Annotated in this window: 13 protein-coding genes and 3 pseudogenes; 11 read left to right on the forward strand and 5 right to left on the reverse strand. The window is 73.3% G+C overall.

The annotated features are described in order from the left end of the window. Positions 1-91 precede the first annotated feature (91 nt). From OJ254_RS24495 to OJ254_RS24510, 4 genes and pseudogenes are all read right to left on the reverse strand, one after another. On the reverse strand, positions 92-2,686 hold the full coding sequence (locus tag OJ254_RS24495) for an MFS transporter (protein WP_265364089.1): 2,595 nt from the start codon (positions 2,684-2,686) through the stop codon (positions 92-94). 283 nt (positions 2,687-2,969) lie between these two features. Beyond that, a pseudogene (locus OJ254_RS24500) lies at positions 2,970-3,233 on the reverse strand (MarR family transcriptional regulator); the annotation flags it as partial. Between the two features lie 165 nt (positions 3,234-3,398). Beyond that, positions 3,399-3,734, reverse strand: a complete 336-nt coding sequence (locus OJ254_RS24505; protein WP_265364090.1) for a PASTA domain-containing protein — start codon at positions 3,732-3,734, stop codon at positions 3,399-3,401. Between the two features lie 13 nt (positions 3,735-3,747). Then, on the reverse strand, positions 3,748-4,653 hold the full coding sequence (locus OJ254_RS24510) for a DMT family transporter (RefSeq protein WP_265364091.1): 906 nt from the start codon (positions 4,651-4,653) through the stop codon (positions 3,748-3,750). A gap of 409 nt (positions 4,654-5,062) precedes the next feature. Between OJ254_RS24510 and OJ254_RS24515 the strand changes: the two are divergent. From OJ254_RS24515 to OJ254_RS24555, 10 genes and pseudogenes are all read left to right on the forward strand, one after another. Further along, a pseudogene (locus OJ254_RS24515) lies at positions 5,063-6,194 on the forward strand (ABC transporter substrate-binding protein); the annotation flags it as partial. After that, positions 6,191-6,319, forward strand: a pseudogene (locus OJ254_RS31745) (hypothetical protein); the annotation flags it as partial. The pseudogenes OJ254_RS24515 and OJ254_RS31745, both read left to right, overlap by 4 nt. Positions 6,320-6,387: 68 nt before the next feature. Beyond that, on the forward strand, positions 6,388-6,561 hold the full coding sequence (locus OJ254_RS31750) for a HEAT repeat domain-containing protein (protein ID WP_423836051.1): 174 nt from the start codon (positions 6,388-6,390) through the stop codon (positions 6,559-6,561). 96 nt (positions 6,562-6,657) lie between these two features. Beyond that, entirely contained in the window at positions 6,658-6,798 is a 141-nt protein-coding gene (locus tag OJ254_RS24525; RefSeq protein WP_265364092.1) for a hypothetical protein, read from the forward strand. 20 nt (positions 6,799-6,818) lie between these two features. Beyond that, positions 6,819-7,937 carry a PP2C family protein-serine/threonine phosphatase gene (locus OJ254_RS24530; RefSeq protein WP_265364093.1) on the forward strand — a complete coding sequence of 373 codons (1,119 nt, stop codon included), beginning with the start codon at positions 6,819-6,821 and terminating at the stop codon, positions 7,935-7,937. Positions 7,938-8,076: 139 nt separating this feature from the next. Next, the gene (locus OJ254_RS24535; RefSeq protein ID WP_261954156.1) at positions 8,077-8,262 is read left to right on the forward strand and encodes a hypothetical protein; all 186 of its coding nucleotides are present in this window, start codon (positions 8,077-8,079) and stop codon (positions 8,260-8,262) included. A 249-nt stretch (positions 8,263-8,511) separates the two neighbouring features. Further along, complete coding sequence (locus tag OJ254_RS24540; RefSeq protein ID WP_265364094.1) at positions 8,512-8,811, forward strand: hypothetical protein; 300 nt, start codon at positions 8,512-8,514, stop codon at positions 8,809-8,811. A 409-nt stretch (positions 8,812-9,220) separates the two neighbouring features. Next, positions 9,221-11,026 carry a M4 family metallopeptidase gene (locus OJ254_RS24545; protein WP_265364095.1) on the forward strand — a complete coding sequence of 602 codons (1,806 nt, stop codon included), beginning with the start codon at positions 9,221-9,223 and terminating at the stop codon, positions 11,024-11,026. 106 nt (positions 11,027-11,132) lie between these two features. Next, complete coding sequence (locus OJ254_RS24550) at positions 11,133-12,332, forward strand: MFS transporter (protein WP_265364096.1); 1,200 nt, start codon at positions 11,133-11,135, stop codon at positions 12,330-12,332. A gap of 46 nt (positions 12,333-12,378) precedes the next feature. Then, the gene (locus OJ254_RS24555) at positions 12,379-12,771 is read left to right on the forward strand and encodes a DUF6578 domain-containing protein (protein ID WP_265364097.1); all 393 of its coding nucleotides are present in this window, start codon (positions 12,379-12,381) and stop codon (positions 12,769-12,771) included. A gap of 24 nt (positions 12,772-12,795) precedes the next feature. Here the strand turns inward: OJ254_RS24555 and OJ254_RS24560 are convergent, their stop codons facing one another. After that, on the reverse strand, positions 12,796-14,034 hold the full coding sequence (locus OJ254_RS24560) for a cytochrome P450 (RefSeq protein WP_265364098.1): 1,239 nt from the start codon (positions 14,032-14,034) through the stop codon (positions 12,796-12,798). A 247-nt stretch (positions 14,035-14,281) separates the two neighbouring features. On the opposite strand from OJ254_RS24560, the gene OJ254_RS24565 reads away from it, so the two are divergent. Beyond that, positions 14,282-14,566, forward strand: a complete 285-nt coding sequence (locus tag OJ254_RS24565; protein ID WP_265364099.1) for a hypothetical protein — start codon at positions 14,282-14,284, stop codon at positions 14,564-14,566. The last annotated feature ends 15 nt before the right edge of the window (positions 14,567-14,581 follow it).

The following is a 14,581-nucleotide window of genomic DNA, read 5'->3' on the forward strand; positions in this document are numbered from 1 at the left end:
CGAACTGTACGTAGCCGGGGCCGGGTCCGCCAAACCGGTGCGGGGCCCGGTGCGCTCGCGCACCGGGCCCCGCACACCACCGACGGGCCCGTCAGTTCACCGCGTCATGGCTCAGCTCGATGTCGCAGTCGGCCTGCCCGGCGGCGCCGAGCCGCAGCGGACTGGCCACCGGCGGGTACCCGCTGGCGATCAGCGTGTACTCGCCGCTGTCGAGGTCGGTGAAGACGTACTCGCCGTCCTGGCCGCTGGTGGCGGTGCCGACCACGTTGCCCGCCGGGTCGAGCAGGGTCACCCGGGCGTCGTCCACCGGGGCGCCCTGGGCGGTGCGGACGGTGCCGCGGACCTGGGCGCCGAGCGTGAGCCGGATCTCGTACCAGTTGCGGGTGCCGGCGGTGACCTCCACCTGGAGGGCGGAGGGGCGGTGCTGCTCGGCGCTGACGGCCAGGGTGTAGCTGCCCGGGGTCAGTTCCCCGAAGGCGAAGCCGCCGTCCTGGCCGGCCACGCCGGAGGCCACGACCTCGCCGCGCACATCGGTCGCCACGACCAGCGCCCCGGGCACCGGCTCGTCGCCCTTCTCCTCGCGGACCTCGCCGGCCAGCCCGGCGGCGCCGCTGAGCACCAGGTCGTAGGTGAGCGGTCCGTCGCCCACCACGACGGTCACGGCCTGCGGCTGCCGGGCACCGGCGGAGGCGATCAGCACATAGGTGCCGGCGCCCGTGGTGGGCAGCGCGTAGCCGCCGTCGTCCGTGGTCTGGGTACGGCCGAGCTGCCGCCCGCCGACGCTGATCAGGGTGACCGCGGCGCCCGTCACCGGCTGCCCGGAACCGTCCCGGACCGCGCCGCTGATGGCCGGGCCGGTGGCGTCGGCCGCGGCGGTCGCCGGGGTGTGTGCCGGCGCCGGTACGGGGCTCCCGGCCGGAGCCCCGGCGGGTGCGACCTCGGCGGCCGCGACCGCTTCGGCCGGTGTCCCGGCGGCTTCCGCGGCGGGCGGGGCCTCGCCGTTGGCCTCGGCCTCCGCCTGGGCCCGTGCCTGCAGTCCGGAGATCTGCCGCAGCGGCACCTCCTTGATGAACCACATCAGCAGGAACGCCAGCGCCACGACGACCGCGCCCATGAGGAACACGGTGTGCATCGAGTCGGCGAAGCCGCGCTTGAACGGCTCGGCGAGCCGTGGGTCGAGGTGCTGGATGAACGACGAATCGCTGAGCACGCCCGAGGAGTTGCCGTTGCCCGGGTGCTTGAGCATGTCCAGCACCGGCTTGTTGGCCGGGTCGTGCAGGACGGCGGGGTCACGCAGGGCGGCCCGGAAGCGCTGGGTGCCCGCCGCGTCCCGGAACGCCGAGGCGATCTTGTCGCCGACGGTGCTGAACAGCACCGACAGGAAGATCGCGGTACCTGCGGTGGCGCCCATCTGCCGGAAGAAGGTGGACGACGCGGTCGCCACGCCCATGTCCTTGGGCGGGACGGCGTTCTGCACCGCCAGCACCAGGGTCTGCATGCAGCCGCCCAGGCCGAGGCCGAAGACGAGCATGTAGACCATGGTCTCCCACAGCGGGGTGTCCCACTGGACGCGGTAGTGGAAGAGCAGCATCGCCGCGATCATCAGCGCGGTGCCGACGATCGGGAAGACCTTGTAGCGGCCGGTCTTGGCGGTGATCTGGCCGGACGCGATCGAGGCGATGAGCATGCCCGCCATCAGCGGCAGCATCTCCAGGCCCGACCTGGTGGGGCTGGCGCCCTTCACGATCTGGAGGTACTGCGGGATCATCAGCATCCCGCCGAACATGCCCATGCCGATCAGCACGGACATCAGGCTGGTCTTGCTGAAGGTGCCGTTGCGGAAGAGCCGCATCGGGATCAGCGCGTCGTCGCCGATCCACCGCTCCACGAAGATCCAGGCGATGATGCCGACCGCGCCGATGACGTAACAGGCGATCGACCGGGACGAGTCCCAGCCCCACTCCCGGCCCTGCTCGGCGACGAGCAGCAGCGGGACGACGCCGACGGAGATGGTGAGCGCGCCCCACCAGTCGATGCGGTGGTCGCGCCGGGTGTGCGGGATGTTGAGGACCTTGGCGACGACGAACAGCGCGATGATGCCGATCGGCACGTTGACCAGGAAGACCCAGCGCCAGCCGGTGACGCCGAGCAGCTGGTCCTGGCCGGCCAGCGCGCCGCCGATCAGCGGTCCGGCGACGCTGGAGGTGGCGAAGGTGCCGAGCATGTAGCCCTGGTAGCGGGCGCGTTCGCGGGGCGGGACGATGTCACCGATGATCGCCAGTGCCAGCGACATCAGACCGCCGGCGCCCAGCCCCTGCACCGCGCGGAACGCGGCGAGTTCGGTCATCGAGGTGGAGAAGGTGCAGAGCACCGAGCCCGCGACGAAGATGCTGATCGCGGCGAGGTAGTAGGGCTTGCGGCCGTGCAGGTCGGACAGCTTGCCGTACAGCGGGGTGGCGATCGTCGAGGTGATCAGGTAGGCGGTGGTCGCCCAGGCCTGCTGGCTGAGGCCGTGCAGGTCGTCGGCGATGGTCCGGATGGACGTGCTGACGATGGTCTGGTCGAGCGCGGCGAGGAACATGCCGAGCATCAGACCGCTGAGGATGGTGAGGATCTGACGGTGGGTCAGCACTCCGGACCCGGGTATCGCCTTGGCTCCCGCCTCGGGCGGGGAGGTGGTGCTCATGTACGTATCTCTCCCTGCTCCACGGCGGCACCCTGGTCTCCCCGGGACCCAGCCGTGTGTGTTGTCGTGTCGCCATGTCCTCGTTGAGCCGGCCGAGGAGCCGGATGAGGTCGGCCCGCTCCTGGGGCGACCACGGTGCGAGGAGCTCGGCCAGTTCGGCGTCGCGCTGGCGCCGGTAGTTCTCGAACGCGGCCCGTCCGGCGTCGGTCGCGGTCAGCAGTGACCCGCGGCGGTCCTCCGGGTCGGGACGGCGGGCGACCAGGCCGCGCTCGACCAGCGAGCGCACCTGACGGCTGACCGTCGACAGGTCCAGGAACGCGTCGGCGGCCAGGTCGGTCGCCCGCTGGTCCCCGCCGACCACCAGCCGGGCCAGCAGCACCCGGTCCGCGGCGCCGCCGTCGGTCTTGGCCCGCTGCTTCCAGGCCGCGAGCAGCCGGGAGAAGCGGACGATCTCCGTTCCCAGTCCGGCCGCCGCCTCTTCCAGCGCCGACTCGACGGTGATCTGCGGGGCCGCCCGGTCACATCCCGGGACAAGACCCTTACTCATCGTGTTGATCCTTAGCGGTGAGTCATCGATCCGGCTCGATCCGGCGAATAGATTGCTTGTACCTAGCAAGCTTAGCGCCCTGGGAAGGGATGCTGCGCACCGGGGGGCGGTTACGTTTCCGGTGCGGCCGGCCGGCGGCCCGCGGTGGCCGCGCCGCAGTGGTCCTCACGCGGTCGGGGCCGCGCACTCCTCGCCGGCCTTGACCACGGTGAGCGTGATCCGCCGGTCGTCCATCGGCGTGCCCGGTGCCGGGTCCTGGCCGCAGACCTTCCACGAGGCCGGCCAGAGCACGATGCGGCCGGCTCCGCGGCCGTCCCGGAACCGGACGGTGGTGGTGTAGTTGAGCTCCCCGTAGGCGGCGACCAGGTTCTTGCCCGTCACGTCGGGCATCGGGCGGCCGTCGGCGCGGGCCGGTGCGGCCGGGCCGACCAGGGAGACCGCGAGGGCCGTGACGGCGGTGGCCGTGGCGAGGACGGTTCTGGTGGTGCTGGTGTGATTCATCTCCGGTGAACGATCAGCGGGCGGGCCGGTCACTTACCGCCGAAGGGGTCTCCTTGCCGGCGACCAGGTCCCTGGTCAGCGCGACGCGGGAGAGGTACAGGGCGCCCCACAGCACCAGGGCGATGCCGGCGCATTCGGGGATCAGCCACCAGCCGGTGCGGACCCGTTCGTCGAAGAGGGTGACCCCCAGCGACAGGCTCACCAGCGCATCGCCCAGGGTGAGCACCGGCTGGGAGGCGGTCAGCGGCCCGGACTGCATGGCGTTCTCGAAGAGGAAGAGGGCCCCCACGCCGACGGCCGCGAAGCCGTAGGTCTGCCAGGAGGCGAAGAAGGAGGCCGGGCCGCCGGTCTGCCAGGCGTGCGTGGCGTCCTTCATCAGGGCCGCGGTCAGGGCGTAGGAGACGGCCGCGGCGGCGGCGAAGCAGGCCGCCCGTACGCCGCCGGCCCCGCGGCGCAGCGCGGCACCGACCGCCGTCCCGATCACCGCGGCGCAGACCGCCAGGGCGAGCACCCAGCGGTCGAGCGGGGCGTGGTCGGTGCCGATGGTGGGGGCGGCGGCGGCCAGCGCGGAGCCGAGGCCGACGACGATCAGTGCCACGCCGGTCCAGCCGCCGCGGGAGATCCGCCCGCCGAGCAGCAACCGGCCGATGAGCAGGGCCAGCGGGAGTTCGAGGACGAAGATCGGCTGGACCACGGACAGCGCGCCCTGGGAGAGCGCCAGCGCCTGGAAGCAGGCCGCGGCGATGACGGCGAGCATGCCGCCGAGCCAGGCGGCCCGGTGCAGCAGGTCGACCAGCAGGCCCAGACGCAGGCCGGGCGCCAGCGGGACGGTGCGGGCCGCACGCCGCTGCAGCACCGTGGCCAGCGCGTTGCTGGCCGCGGCGAGCAGGGCGAAGAGCACGGCCGGCCATGTGGCCATGCGGCAACCTCCCGGGCACGGCGGCGGAGCCTCAGCGCTTCGACGCTAACCGGAGGCGGCACGGTCGGCCTGCCGACACGGGGGCCGGGTGATCCGGCCGGCGGCACCGTGCGGGGCCGGCCCGCCCGGTGGCAGATCTTCCTTCCGGCCTCACAAAAGGGCAGGTCAGGGCGGGCGCCTGACGGTCGGTGGGGGGCGCAATACTGCGGCAACACCACTGGCCGGAATGCATCGCTATGGTCCCGGCATACCGGCCGGACGGCCGGCAACTCGGCGCGCCGCTCCCCCGCACGGCCCGCGCCCCGCTCCCGCCTCCCGCCTCCCGCTCCCCAGCCTCCCCGCCTCCCCCGCCTCCTGGAGACCGCCATGCCTCTGACCTCGCAACGGGCCGACGTGAGACCGGCGCGCCGATCACCGCGAGGGGGTCCCCCTGGCCCTTAAGGCCTTGGGGGAGGTCGCCGGGAAGGTCGACATCGGCTCGATGGGCGACTTCCCGCTGCTCATCAACGCCGCCCGCGGCAAGCAGCTGCACGCCCCGACCCGGCTGGTGTCGGTCACCGGCTACAACCTGCGCGGGGCGCTCAACACCATCGTCACCAAGCCCGGTTCGGCGCTGCGCTCGCTGGCGGACCTGCGTGGCAAGAACGTCTCCAGCAGCGTCGGCTCGGCCTCCGACCGGACCCTGGTACGGGCCCTGCAGCGGGCCGGTATCGACCCGGAGCAGGGCGTGCACAAGCTCAACCAGCAGTCGGCGGTGGGCGCCTCGGCGCTGCAGTCGGGCAGCGCGGACGCACTCTCGCAGTTCGTCGCCTGGCCGGGGCTGCTCGCCTTCCAGGGCAAGGCGCAGGCCTTCTACGACGGGGGCGCGCTCGGTCTGCCCACCTTCCACGGCGTGACCGTGCGGGACGCCTTCGCCGGTCAACGCCCGGGCGTCGTCAAGGCGTTCCTCACCGCCCAAGGGGACGCGACCCGCTACGTGCAGCGCCACCCGGTCGACGCCGCCGAACGGGTCGCCAAGGCCACCGGGCTGCCGGCCGAGGTGGTCTACCTCTACAACGGCGCCGGCGGCATCGCGACCTTCGACCTTCGACCCCACCCTCAAGCCGCAGCTGATCGCCGCGCTGAAGAAGGACGTCCCGGTGCTGCGGGCGGCCCGGCTGACCGGGCGGGTCGATGTCGACTCCTTCGTCAACGACCGCTACATCAAGGCGAGTTACGGCAGCGGGTACGCCAAGGCCGTGCGCTCCACCGCACACCCGTCCGCCGACGAGGTGTGGCTGCGCGGCGCGGACCGCACCCACTCCTTCGCGGATCCGGCGCCGCTGCTGCGGTTCGTCGCCGCGCACCGCGCCGCGGTGCGGGCCGCGTACGTGGCCGACGCGACGACCGGCAGCCGCTGGTTCGCCGACCAGGCGGTCTGGGTCCGGGACGGCGGGCGGCTGCTGCCGTTCGTCACCCGGGCCACCGCGGACGCCTGGACCCGCAAGCACGACGGTGCGCGCACCGTCGGCTACGCCGCCGCCCTGGAGCAGGCCCGGTGAGCGCGCCGTGGACCCGGCGCGCCCGGCGTGCCGCGGCGGTCCTGGCGGCGCTGGCCCGTACCGAATCGCGCTGGGGGCTGTACCACGAGCGCACCGACCATCCGGCCACCGACGACGCCCGCTGGCTGCACCATCTCGATCTGCGCCGGTCGGCGCCGCCCGGGCACTGGCCGCCGCCGGCCCCGGCGTCGCAGTGCCCGCGCTGGGCTCCGCCCTGGCCGATCCGGAGGCGGACGTGCGCCGGGCCGCGGTGCTGGCACTGCGCGCCCACGCGGGGCGGGCGGACGCCCGGAGGGCGCTGGCCTCCGCCGCCGACGACCCGGACGCCGATATCCGGGCCTACGCCCGGCTGGCAGCGAAGGGGTGACACACGTTCGGGCCGTCCGGGTGGCCGGGGGCACGGTCGGGTTGAAGGCTCGGGGAGACGCCCCCGAGGCGCAGCCGGACCGTGCAAGGAGTTCCGATGGCCCCCGCGTACCGCTACGACGACCTGAGCGCCCCGTTCCACCGGGTCACGACGGAGGTACTCCGGCGCGGTACCGACAGCCCGGTGCGGAAGCGGGTCGTCGGGCGGCTCGACCAGGCCGATCCGGAGCACCGCTGAGCGCCCGGGCCGGGTCGGCGGTGGCCGATCCGCACGCGTCCGCGCCCGCCCTCCGCCCGCCGGCCGTGCGCTGGCCCCGCTACGCGCGGTGGGCCCCGGCCGTCCTGCTGGTCGGCGGTCTCCTCTGGGACGCGCTGTCGCCGCAGGACTACTGGGGCGACCCGATGCTGACTGCGGCCAGTGTGACGGCGGGTGCGCTGCTCTCGTTGCGGCACACCGTCGCGGTCGGGCTGGCCCTGGTGCTCGGGGTGTTCGCGCTGACGGTGAAGGACGGCACCGCCGGTACCGGCGTGGGTCATCTGGAGCTGGCCAACACCCTGTTCGCCGCGCTGATGGGCGTCGGGGTGAACCGGGTGATCGCCCGGCACGGCCGCCACCTGGATGTGGTGCGGATGGTGGCGGAGGCCGCGCAGCTCGCCGTGCTGCCGGCCCCGCCGGAGCGGATCGGGACACTGGCCGTCGCGGCCCGCTACCAGGCCGCCCAGAGCGAGGCCCGGATCGGCGGTGACGCCTATGCCGTGCAGCGGACGCCGTACGGGGTGCGGCTGCTGATCGCCGACGTACGGGGCAAGGGGCTCGGCGCGGTGAGTGCGGTGTCGGTGCTGCTGGGGGCGTTCCGGGAGGCGGCGGAGCAGGAGCCGGAGCTGACCGGGCTGGCCGAGCGGCTGGAGCGGGCGGTGCTGCGGGCGGGCGAGCAACTCCCCGAGGAGAGCCGCCTGGAGGGCTTCATCACCGCCCTGCTGGGTGAAGTCCCCCCGGACAGCGGCGAGTTGAGGCTGCTGAACTGCGGTCATCCGGCGCCGTATCTGTGCCGGGACGGTGCGGTGCGGGCGCTCGCGACCGGTGAACCGGGGCTGCCGCTGGGCATGGGCGGGCTGGGGACGGCCCGGCCGGAGCCGGTCGGCGTGCCGTTCCCGGTGGACAGCACCGTGCTGCTGATCACCGACGGGGTGACCGAGGCCCGGGACCGCGACGGGCGGTTCTACGACCCGGCGGCGCAGCTCGCGGGCCGCGGGCCGTTCGGCGGTCCCGAGGAGCTGATCGACGTCCTGGTGCGGGAAGTCGAGCGGTGGACCGGCGGGCCGCGCGACGACGACATGGCGGTGCTCGCGGTCACCCGGCGCGCGGCGGACGGCTGACCGGCATTCCCCGATCGGGCGTCCGACCTGCGCCGACAGCGTGTGCTACCGGGGATTCGGGGCGGGGGATGAGAAGATCGATCAGAGCATCAGCATCCGCCCCGAGCGGTCCTCCGCTCCCGCGCAGATCGGAGTTGATGTGTCCGACAACAGATCAGCCCTGCTGAGCCAGCGCGCCGCCGTCATCTTCCTGCTCGGCGCCCTCACCGCCCTCGGCGCCGGGGTGCTCACCTGTGTCAACGGCGGAACCCTGGCGTCCGCCGCCCTGGTCGGCGGAGCGGCGTTCGGCGCCGGGGTCACGTTCTTCCATACGGTCATCGATTGAGTCACCGCACGGCCCTCGCCACGGCCGTCGAGTGAGTCCCGTCCCACGATGCCGACCGCACCGGCGTCGCGGAGCCGTCCGCCGTGGGCCGCGCCGGCCGTCCCGGGGTGAGCGGGCGGTCACCGTGCGTCCCGGGTCCGTGGCGGAATCCGTGCCCCCGCATGCGGTGCGCCGCCGGACGGCAGGTGCGAAACTGAAAGACACCGCGCCCGGCAGCCGGCCGGTGCCCTTGCCGCCGAGGGGAACACCATGACCTGGGCATCTTGGACCACTGTCGGGATCCACGCGCTCCCCGGCGTGGTGCGCGCGGAGGAGATCGGCGTGATGAACGGCGATCTGACCATCCACACGACCTGGTCGGAGAATCTGGCGCACGTAGCTGTGCAGTACACCGGGTCCTCGGACTGGTACACGATGGCCGGCAGCCCCGTGCCCTGCGACTCCGAAGCGGCCAGCCGCAGCTTCCACCAGGCCGTGGTGGAGGCGGTCCGCGGCGGGGAGCGGGCCGAGGCCTCCCTCGACGAGCTGTTCCACCGGCAGGAGCACTGACCGGCACCGGCGCCGCAGCGGACACCGGGCGCCCGGATCGCCCGAGAGTGACGCCCGGATCGTCCGTGGGTGCCGGAATCCTCCACTGAAGTCCGGGGCCGTGTCCCGGGATTGCGAGTCCACGACCTGACGGGTCGTGGACTTTTTGCCGCCCCGGCGGAGCAACCAATTCCGGTCGCCTGCGGTCTCCCCTGACACAGGCACCGTTGGTCACCTTGCCATCACCCAAAGGTGATCAATTGTCAAATTTTCACCACGAATCTCGCATTCCGAGCATATGGCTTTACATGCTCATGCCAGGCAGACCAGGGTTTGCGCGGGGCCGACCGGCCCCCGCGGTGCCCAACGGCACCGCGTGTACGGGCGGTTGGCGAGGCCACCGCCCCCGCAGCGCTAAGGACCCACATCTGTGCGTAGACCCCACATACGCAGCCACCGTCTGGCCATCGCGGTCGCGGTGACGACGGCCGCGACCCTGACGGCCGGAGTGGCGGGCGCCGCCTCCGCGCACAACACGGCCGCTCCGGCCGCCGCCCCCTCTGCGACCTCCTCCCCCGACAAGATCGTCGAAGCCGCCCGCACCGCCGCGTTCGCGCACGGCTCGGCCACCGGAGTCGGCAAGAAGGACACCCTCAAGGCCGTCGACACGATGGTCGACCCGGACGGCCGGCAGCACGTCCGCTTCGTCCGCACCCACCGCGGCCTGCCCGTTCTCGGCGGCGACCTCGTCGTCCACCTCAGCGCCCGCTCGGCGTACGAGGGCGTGACCCGGGCCTACCGGCACCAGGTCGACCTCTCCGACACCGACCCCAAGCTGTCGGCCGGTCAGGCCGAGACGAAGGCCGCCAAGGTGGCCGAGGGCCAGGCCGGTTCGGCCGAACTGGTCCTGGACGCCCGCGACGACCGGCTCACCCTGGCCTACCAGGTCGAGGTGGCGGACAGCCGCACCGACGAGGGCGGCGGCGCCCGTACGGTCGTCCTCGACGCGGCGACCGGTGCGGTGCTGAGCAACACCCCCGCCAACGATTCGTTCCTGTCGCCTTCCGTCCAGGCGAAGCTGCGCAAGCGGGGCGAGCGGCTCAACCCCGCGACCCGGCAGTTCGCCCCCGCCGCGCCGGCCACCGGCGAGGCGGCCGCCACCGCCGGTTTCCCGGCCGCGGCCAAGGGCACCGGCGCGTCCTTCTTCGTCGGCAGCGTGCCGCTGTCCACGACGCAGACCACCAAGAAGTCCTTCGTCCTGAAGGACAGCACGCGCGGCAACACCGAGACCCGCGACGCCGGTGACAAGGAGCTGGAGAAGTTCTCCGGCGGCAAGGCGTTCACCTCCGCCACCAACCGCTGGGGCAACGGCACCACGAGCGACCGGGCCACCGCCGCCGTGGACGCCCAGTACGGCATCACCAGCACCCTGGACTTCTACAAGAAGACGTTCGGGCGCAAGGGCATCAAGAACGACGGCCGCGGCGCGCACGCCCTGGTGCACTTCGGCAAGAACGTGGGCAACGCCTTCTGGTCGTCGGACTGCGGCTGCATGCTCTACGGCGACGGCGACGGCAAGACGTTCGCCAAGCCGCTGGTCGTCCTGGACGTCACCGGCCACGAGCTGACCCACGGCGTGGTCGACGCCACCGCCAACCTCCAGCCCACCCGCGTCGACGAGGAGGGCAACCAGTTCGGCGAACCCGGTGCGCTCAACGAGTCGCTGGCGGACATCTTCGGCAGCGCGGTGGAATTCGCCACCAACAACCCGAAGAACCCGCCGAACTACCTGATGGGCGAGAAGCTGGGCCTGGAGCAGAAGTTCCTGCGCCGGCTGGACAAGCCGTCGCTCGACAAGCTGGAGGGCACCGTCGACTACTGGTCGAAGGCGTCCTTCGACACCGAGGTGCACGCCGGCTCCGGCGTCTCCTCGCACGCCTTCTACCTGCTCGCCGAGGGCAGCGGCAAGAAGACGATCGGCGGCGTCGCCTACGACTCCCCCACCTCCAACGGCTCGCGGGTGACCGGGATCGGCCGCACCAAGGCGCTCGCCATCTTCTACCGGGCGCTCACCCGGTACATGGTCTCCACGACCGACTTCCACGACGCCCGGTCCGCGACGCTGCACGCGGCCAAGGACCTGTACGGCGCCACCAGCACCGAGTACAAGACGGTGAACAAGGCCTGGTCGGCGGTGAACGTGACGGCGGCCAACGCCCCGTCGGCCAAGCACTGAGCCCCGAACGCCCGTCCTGCGGTGCCCCTGCCACCCGGCGGGGGCACCGTGCCGTTCCGCGCCGCGCTCCTCGACGCCGCGGCCGGCCGGAGCCTACGTTGAGGCCATGATCAGCGATCGCAAGGCAACCGGCCGGCGTCCCGGATATGCCGTGGCGGCGGGCGTGTTCGCCATCGGCATGGCCGGCACCACCCTCCCCACCCCGCTGTACGGGCTCTACCGCCAGGAGATCGGATTCTCCGAGCTCATGGTGACCGTGGTCTTCGCCGTGTACGCGCTCGGCGTGATCACCGTGCTGCTGCTCGCCGGCAACGTCTCCGACGACGTGGGCCGACGCCCGGTGCTGTTCTGCGCCCTGGCGCTGTCCGCGGCCAGCGCGCTCTGCTTCATCTTCGAAGGCGGGCTGCCGCTGCTGTTCCTGGGCCGGGTGCTCTCCGGGTTCGCCGCCGGGCTGTTCAGCGGCGCCGCCACCGCGGCCGTACTGGAACTGGCGAAGCCGGGCCAGGAGGCGCATGCCGGGTTCGCCGCCACCGCCGCGAACATGGGCGGGCTCGGCTGCGGCCCGCTGCTGTCCGGGCTGCTCGCCCAGTACGCGCCCTGGCCGCTGGTCCTGCCGTTCGCGGTGCACCTGGTGCTGCTGGCGGTGGCGGCCGTGGCGACCTGGCTGCTGCCGGAGACCGTCCGCGATCCGCACCGGCCGCACCGTCTGCGCCCCCAGCGGCTCCGGCTGCCGCCCGAGGTGCGGGGCGTGTTCACGCCCTCGGCCGTCGCCGCGTTCGCCGGCTTCGCGCTGCTGGGCCTGTTCACCGCCGTCGCACCGAGCTTCGTCGGTCAGACGCTGGGCGTGACGAACCTGGCGGTCGCCGGGGCGGTCGTGTTCTCCGTGTTCCTCGGCTCCACCGCCGGACAGTCCCTCGCCGGGCGGATCGGGGTGCGCAAGGCCCTGCCCGCCGGCTGCCTGGTGCTGGTGACCGGCCTGGCCCTGGTAGCCACCTCACTGGCCGTCACCTCACTGCCGGTGCTGGTCCTCGGCGCCCTGTGCGGCGGCACCGGCCAGGGCCTGGCCTTCCGCGCCGGGCTGACCGCCGTGGGCCGGGCGGCACCCGCCGAGCACCGCGGCGGCACCATCTCGGCGTTCTTCCTCGTCGCCTACTTCGGCATCTCGCTGCCGGTGGTCGGGGTCGGCGCGCTCACCATGGAACTGGGACTGCGCGGCGCCGGCCTCACCTTCGCCGGCTGCGTCATCGTGCTCGCGGTGGCCGTCGGCCTGTACGTGCTGCGTCACCCGCCGGCCGTCGACGACTGACGCCCCGAGGGTCCGCGAGAGAGGCGGGACGGCACAATCGGCAGGCATGAACACCAGGGTGTGGATGGACAGTTGGCAGATGGAGTGCTGCGGCGAGCCCTTCGCCCTCGGCGCGGAGGTGTCCTGGGCGGTCGTCGAACCGGACCGGGAGTGGCTGACCAAGGTGCTCGGAGCGCGGACCGCGGCCACGGTCGACGCCGTCGAGGAGCACCACGGCGGCTCCCCTCAGCAACCGGCACCGGTCCGCGGCACCGTCACCGGCATCAGCGCCGTGCACTGCCGCTTCGCACCGCTGCCCGGCGAGCCCGGTCACACCCGCGGTCCGGTGCCGGGCAGCGGCACGCTCACCCCGCTGTCCTCGGCCCGCCGGTGGACGTCCGGCCGCGACGGCCTCGACTTCGTGGGCTTCCTCGTCGATCTCGCCGCCCCGCCGCGGTGAGGCACGGACGGGCCCGGCGCGGTCTCAGGCCGTGCTGCGCCCTCCTTCGCCCGGCCCGAGACGTACCCGCAGGTGGCGCGGGCCGCGGGTGAAGACGCCCGCGTCGGCCGGCGGCGTCCCGTCCGCGAAGGCCAGGTCGGGGAAGGCGTCGAGGAGTTGGTTGACGCCGGTCTCCACCTCCGCCCGGGCCAGCAGGGCCCCCACGCAGAAGTGCCGGCCGAGGCCGAACGCGACGTGCTGGGCGGCCGCGGTGAAGGCGCCGGCCGGGCCGAGGTCGGGGCGGAAGATGTCGAACTCCTCCGGCCGGTTGTAGTGGTCCGCGTCGCGGTTGGCGGCGCCGATCAGGCAGGTGACCGTGGCACCGGCGGGGATCGTGCCGCCGCTGACGGTCACGTCCGCGGCGGGCTGCCGCATGATCATCTGGACCGGCGGGGTGTACCGCAGCGTCTCGGCGAACGCGGCGGGGATCAGCGACCGGTCGGCGCGCACCGCGGCGAACTGCTCGGGGCGGGCCAGCAGGTTGCGGAAGAGCAGTGCGAGGGCCTTGTCGGTGGTCTCCCCGCCCGCGACCAGCAGCAGGCTGACGAACGCGGTGATGTCCTGGTCGTTCATCCGGACGCCGTCGACCTCGGCGGTGCAGAGCCGGGACAGCAGGTCGTCGCCGGGGGCCGCGCGGCGCTGCTCGATGATCGGCAGGAGGTAATCGGCGAGTTCCTCGCCCGCGCACCGTCCGGCGGCCGCCACCTCGGGGTCCTGGGCGAGGTTGGACAGGAAGGCCACCACCGCGCCGTACCAGCCGTGGAAGCGGTCGTGATCGGCCCGGTCCAGGCCCAGCATGTCGACGATCACGTTGATCGGGAAGCGGGTCGCGAACCGCGCCACCAGGTCGGTCTCCTCGGCGTCCCGGAACGCGTCGATCAGTTCGCGGGCGTTGCGCTCGATGACCGGCAGGAACTTCTCCTGCAGTTCGCGGCCGCGGAAGGCGGGCGCCACCAGGGCGCGGCGCACCGCGTGTTCCCGGCCGTTCATCTGGGGCAGCGTGCGGCCGCCGTGGGCCGGCTCGATCTGCCAGGCGTAGTGGTCGGTGGTGAACACCGGCTCCCGGAAGGCGCGTTGGACGTCTTCGTAGCGGGAGAGGAGGTAGCTGTCGGTGCCCTTGTCGTGCAGCAGCGGGTAGTGCTCGCGCAGGACCCGGTACGCCGGGTAGGGGTCCGCGGCGAACTCCGGGGACAGGATGTCGGGCGGTGTCGGAAGGGTGGTCACGCCGCCGGACGCTAGGGCCGGCGCGCGGGGGCGTCCAGGGTGCGTCCGTGGCGTGCGGGCGCGCCGGGGGCGCATCGTTGGCCGCCGGTCCACACGTGCGGGGCGCCCTCTTCACCCGGACGGTCGGCCGCCGTCACTCCGCTGCCCCGTACGGCACGCCCGCCCGCCCCCGGGCGGGAACGCTGGGAAGCCGCACGACCGCTCCGGGACCGGAGCGCGACCGTCCCAGACAGGGGTGAGACCCGCCATGTCCCCGTCCGACCCACCGCCTCCACGGCGCCGACTCCGCCGCGGGTTCGCCGTGGCGGCCACGCTCGTCGCGCTGCTGTACGCCGCCGCCGCACCGGCCGCGGCCGGCCAGCGGTCCGCCGCCGGGCCACCCACAAGGCCCGCCCTCGCCGCGGCCGGCAGCAAGCCACTGGTGTTCATGGGCCTGGGTACGGTCGCCGGCCTGGCCGTGCTCGCGACCGCGGGCCTGATCACGGCCGCCCATCGGCGGTACGTCAACTCGCATGCGGCGGACCGGAGTTGATGCCGTCGGCGCTCG

This window comes from Streptomyces endophytica, from assembly GCF_026153355.1.
GTDB lineage: Bacteria > Actinomycetota > Actinomycetes > Streptomycetales > Streptomycetaceae > Streptomyces > Streptomyces endophytica.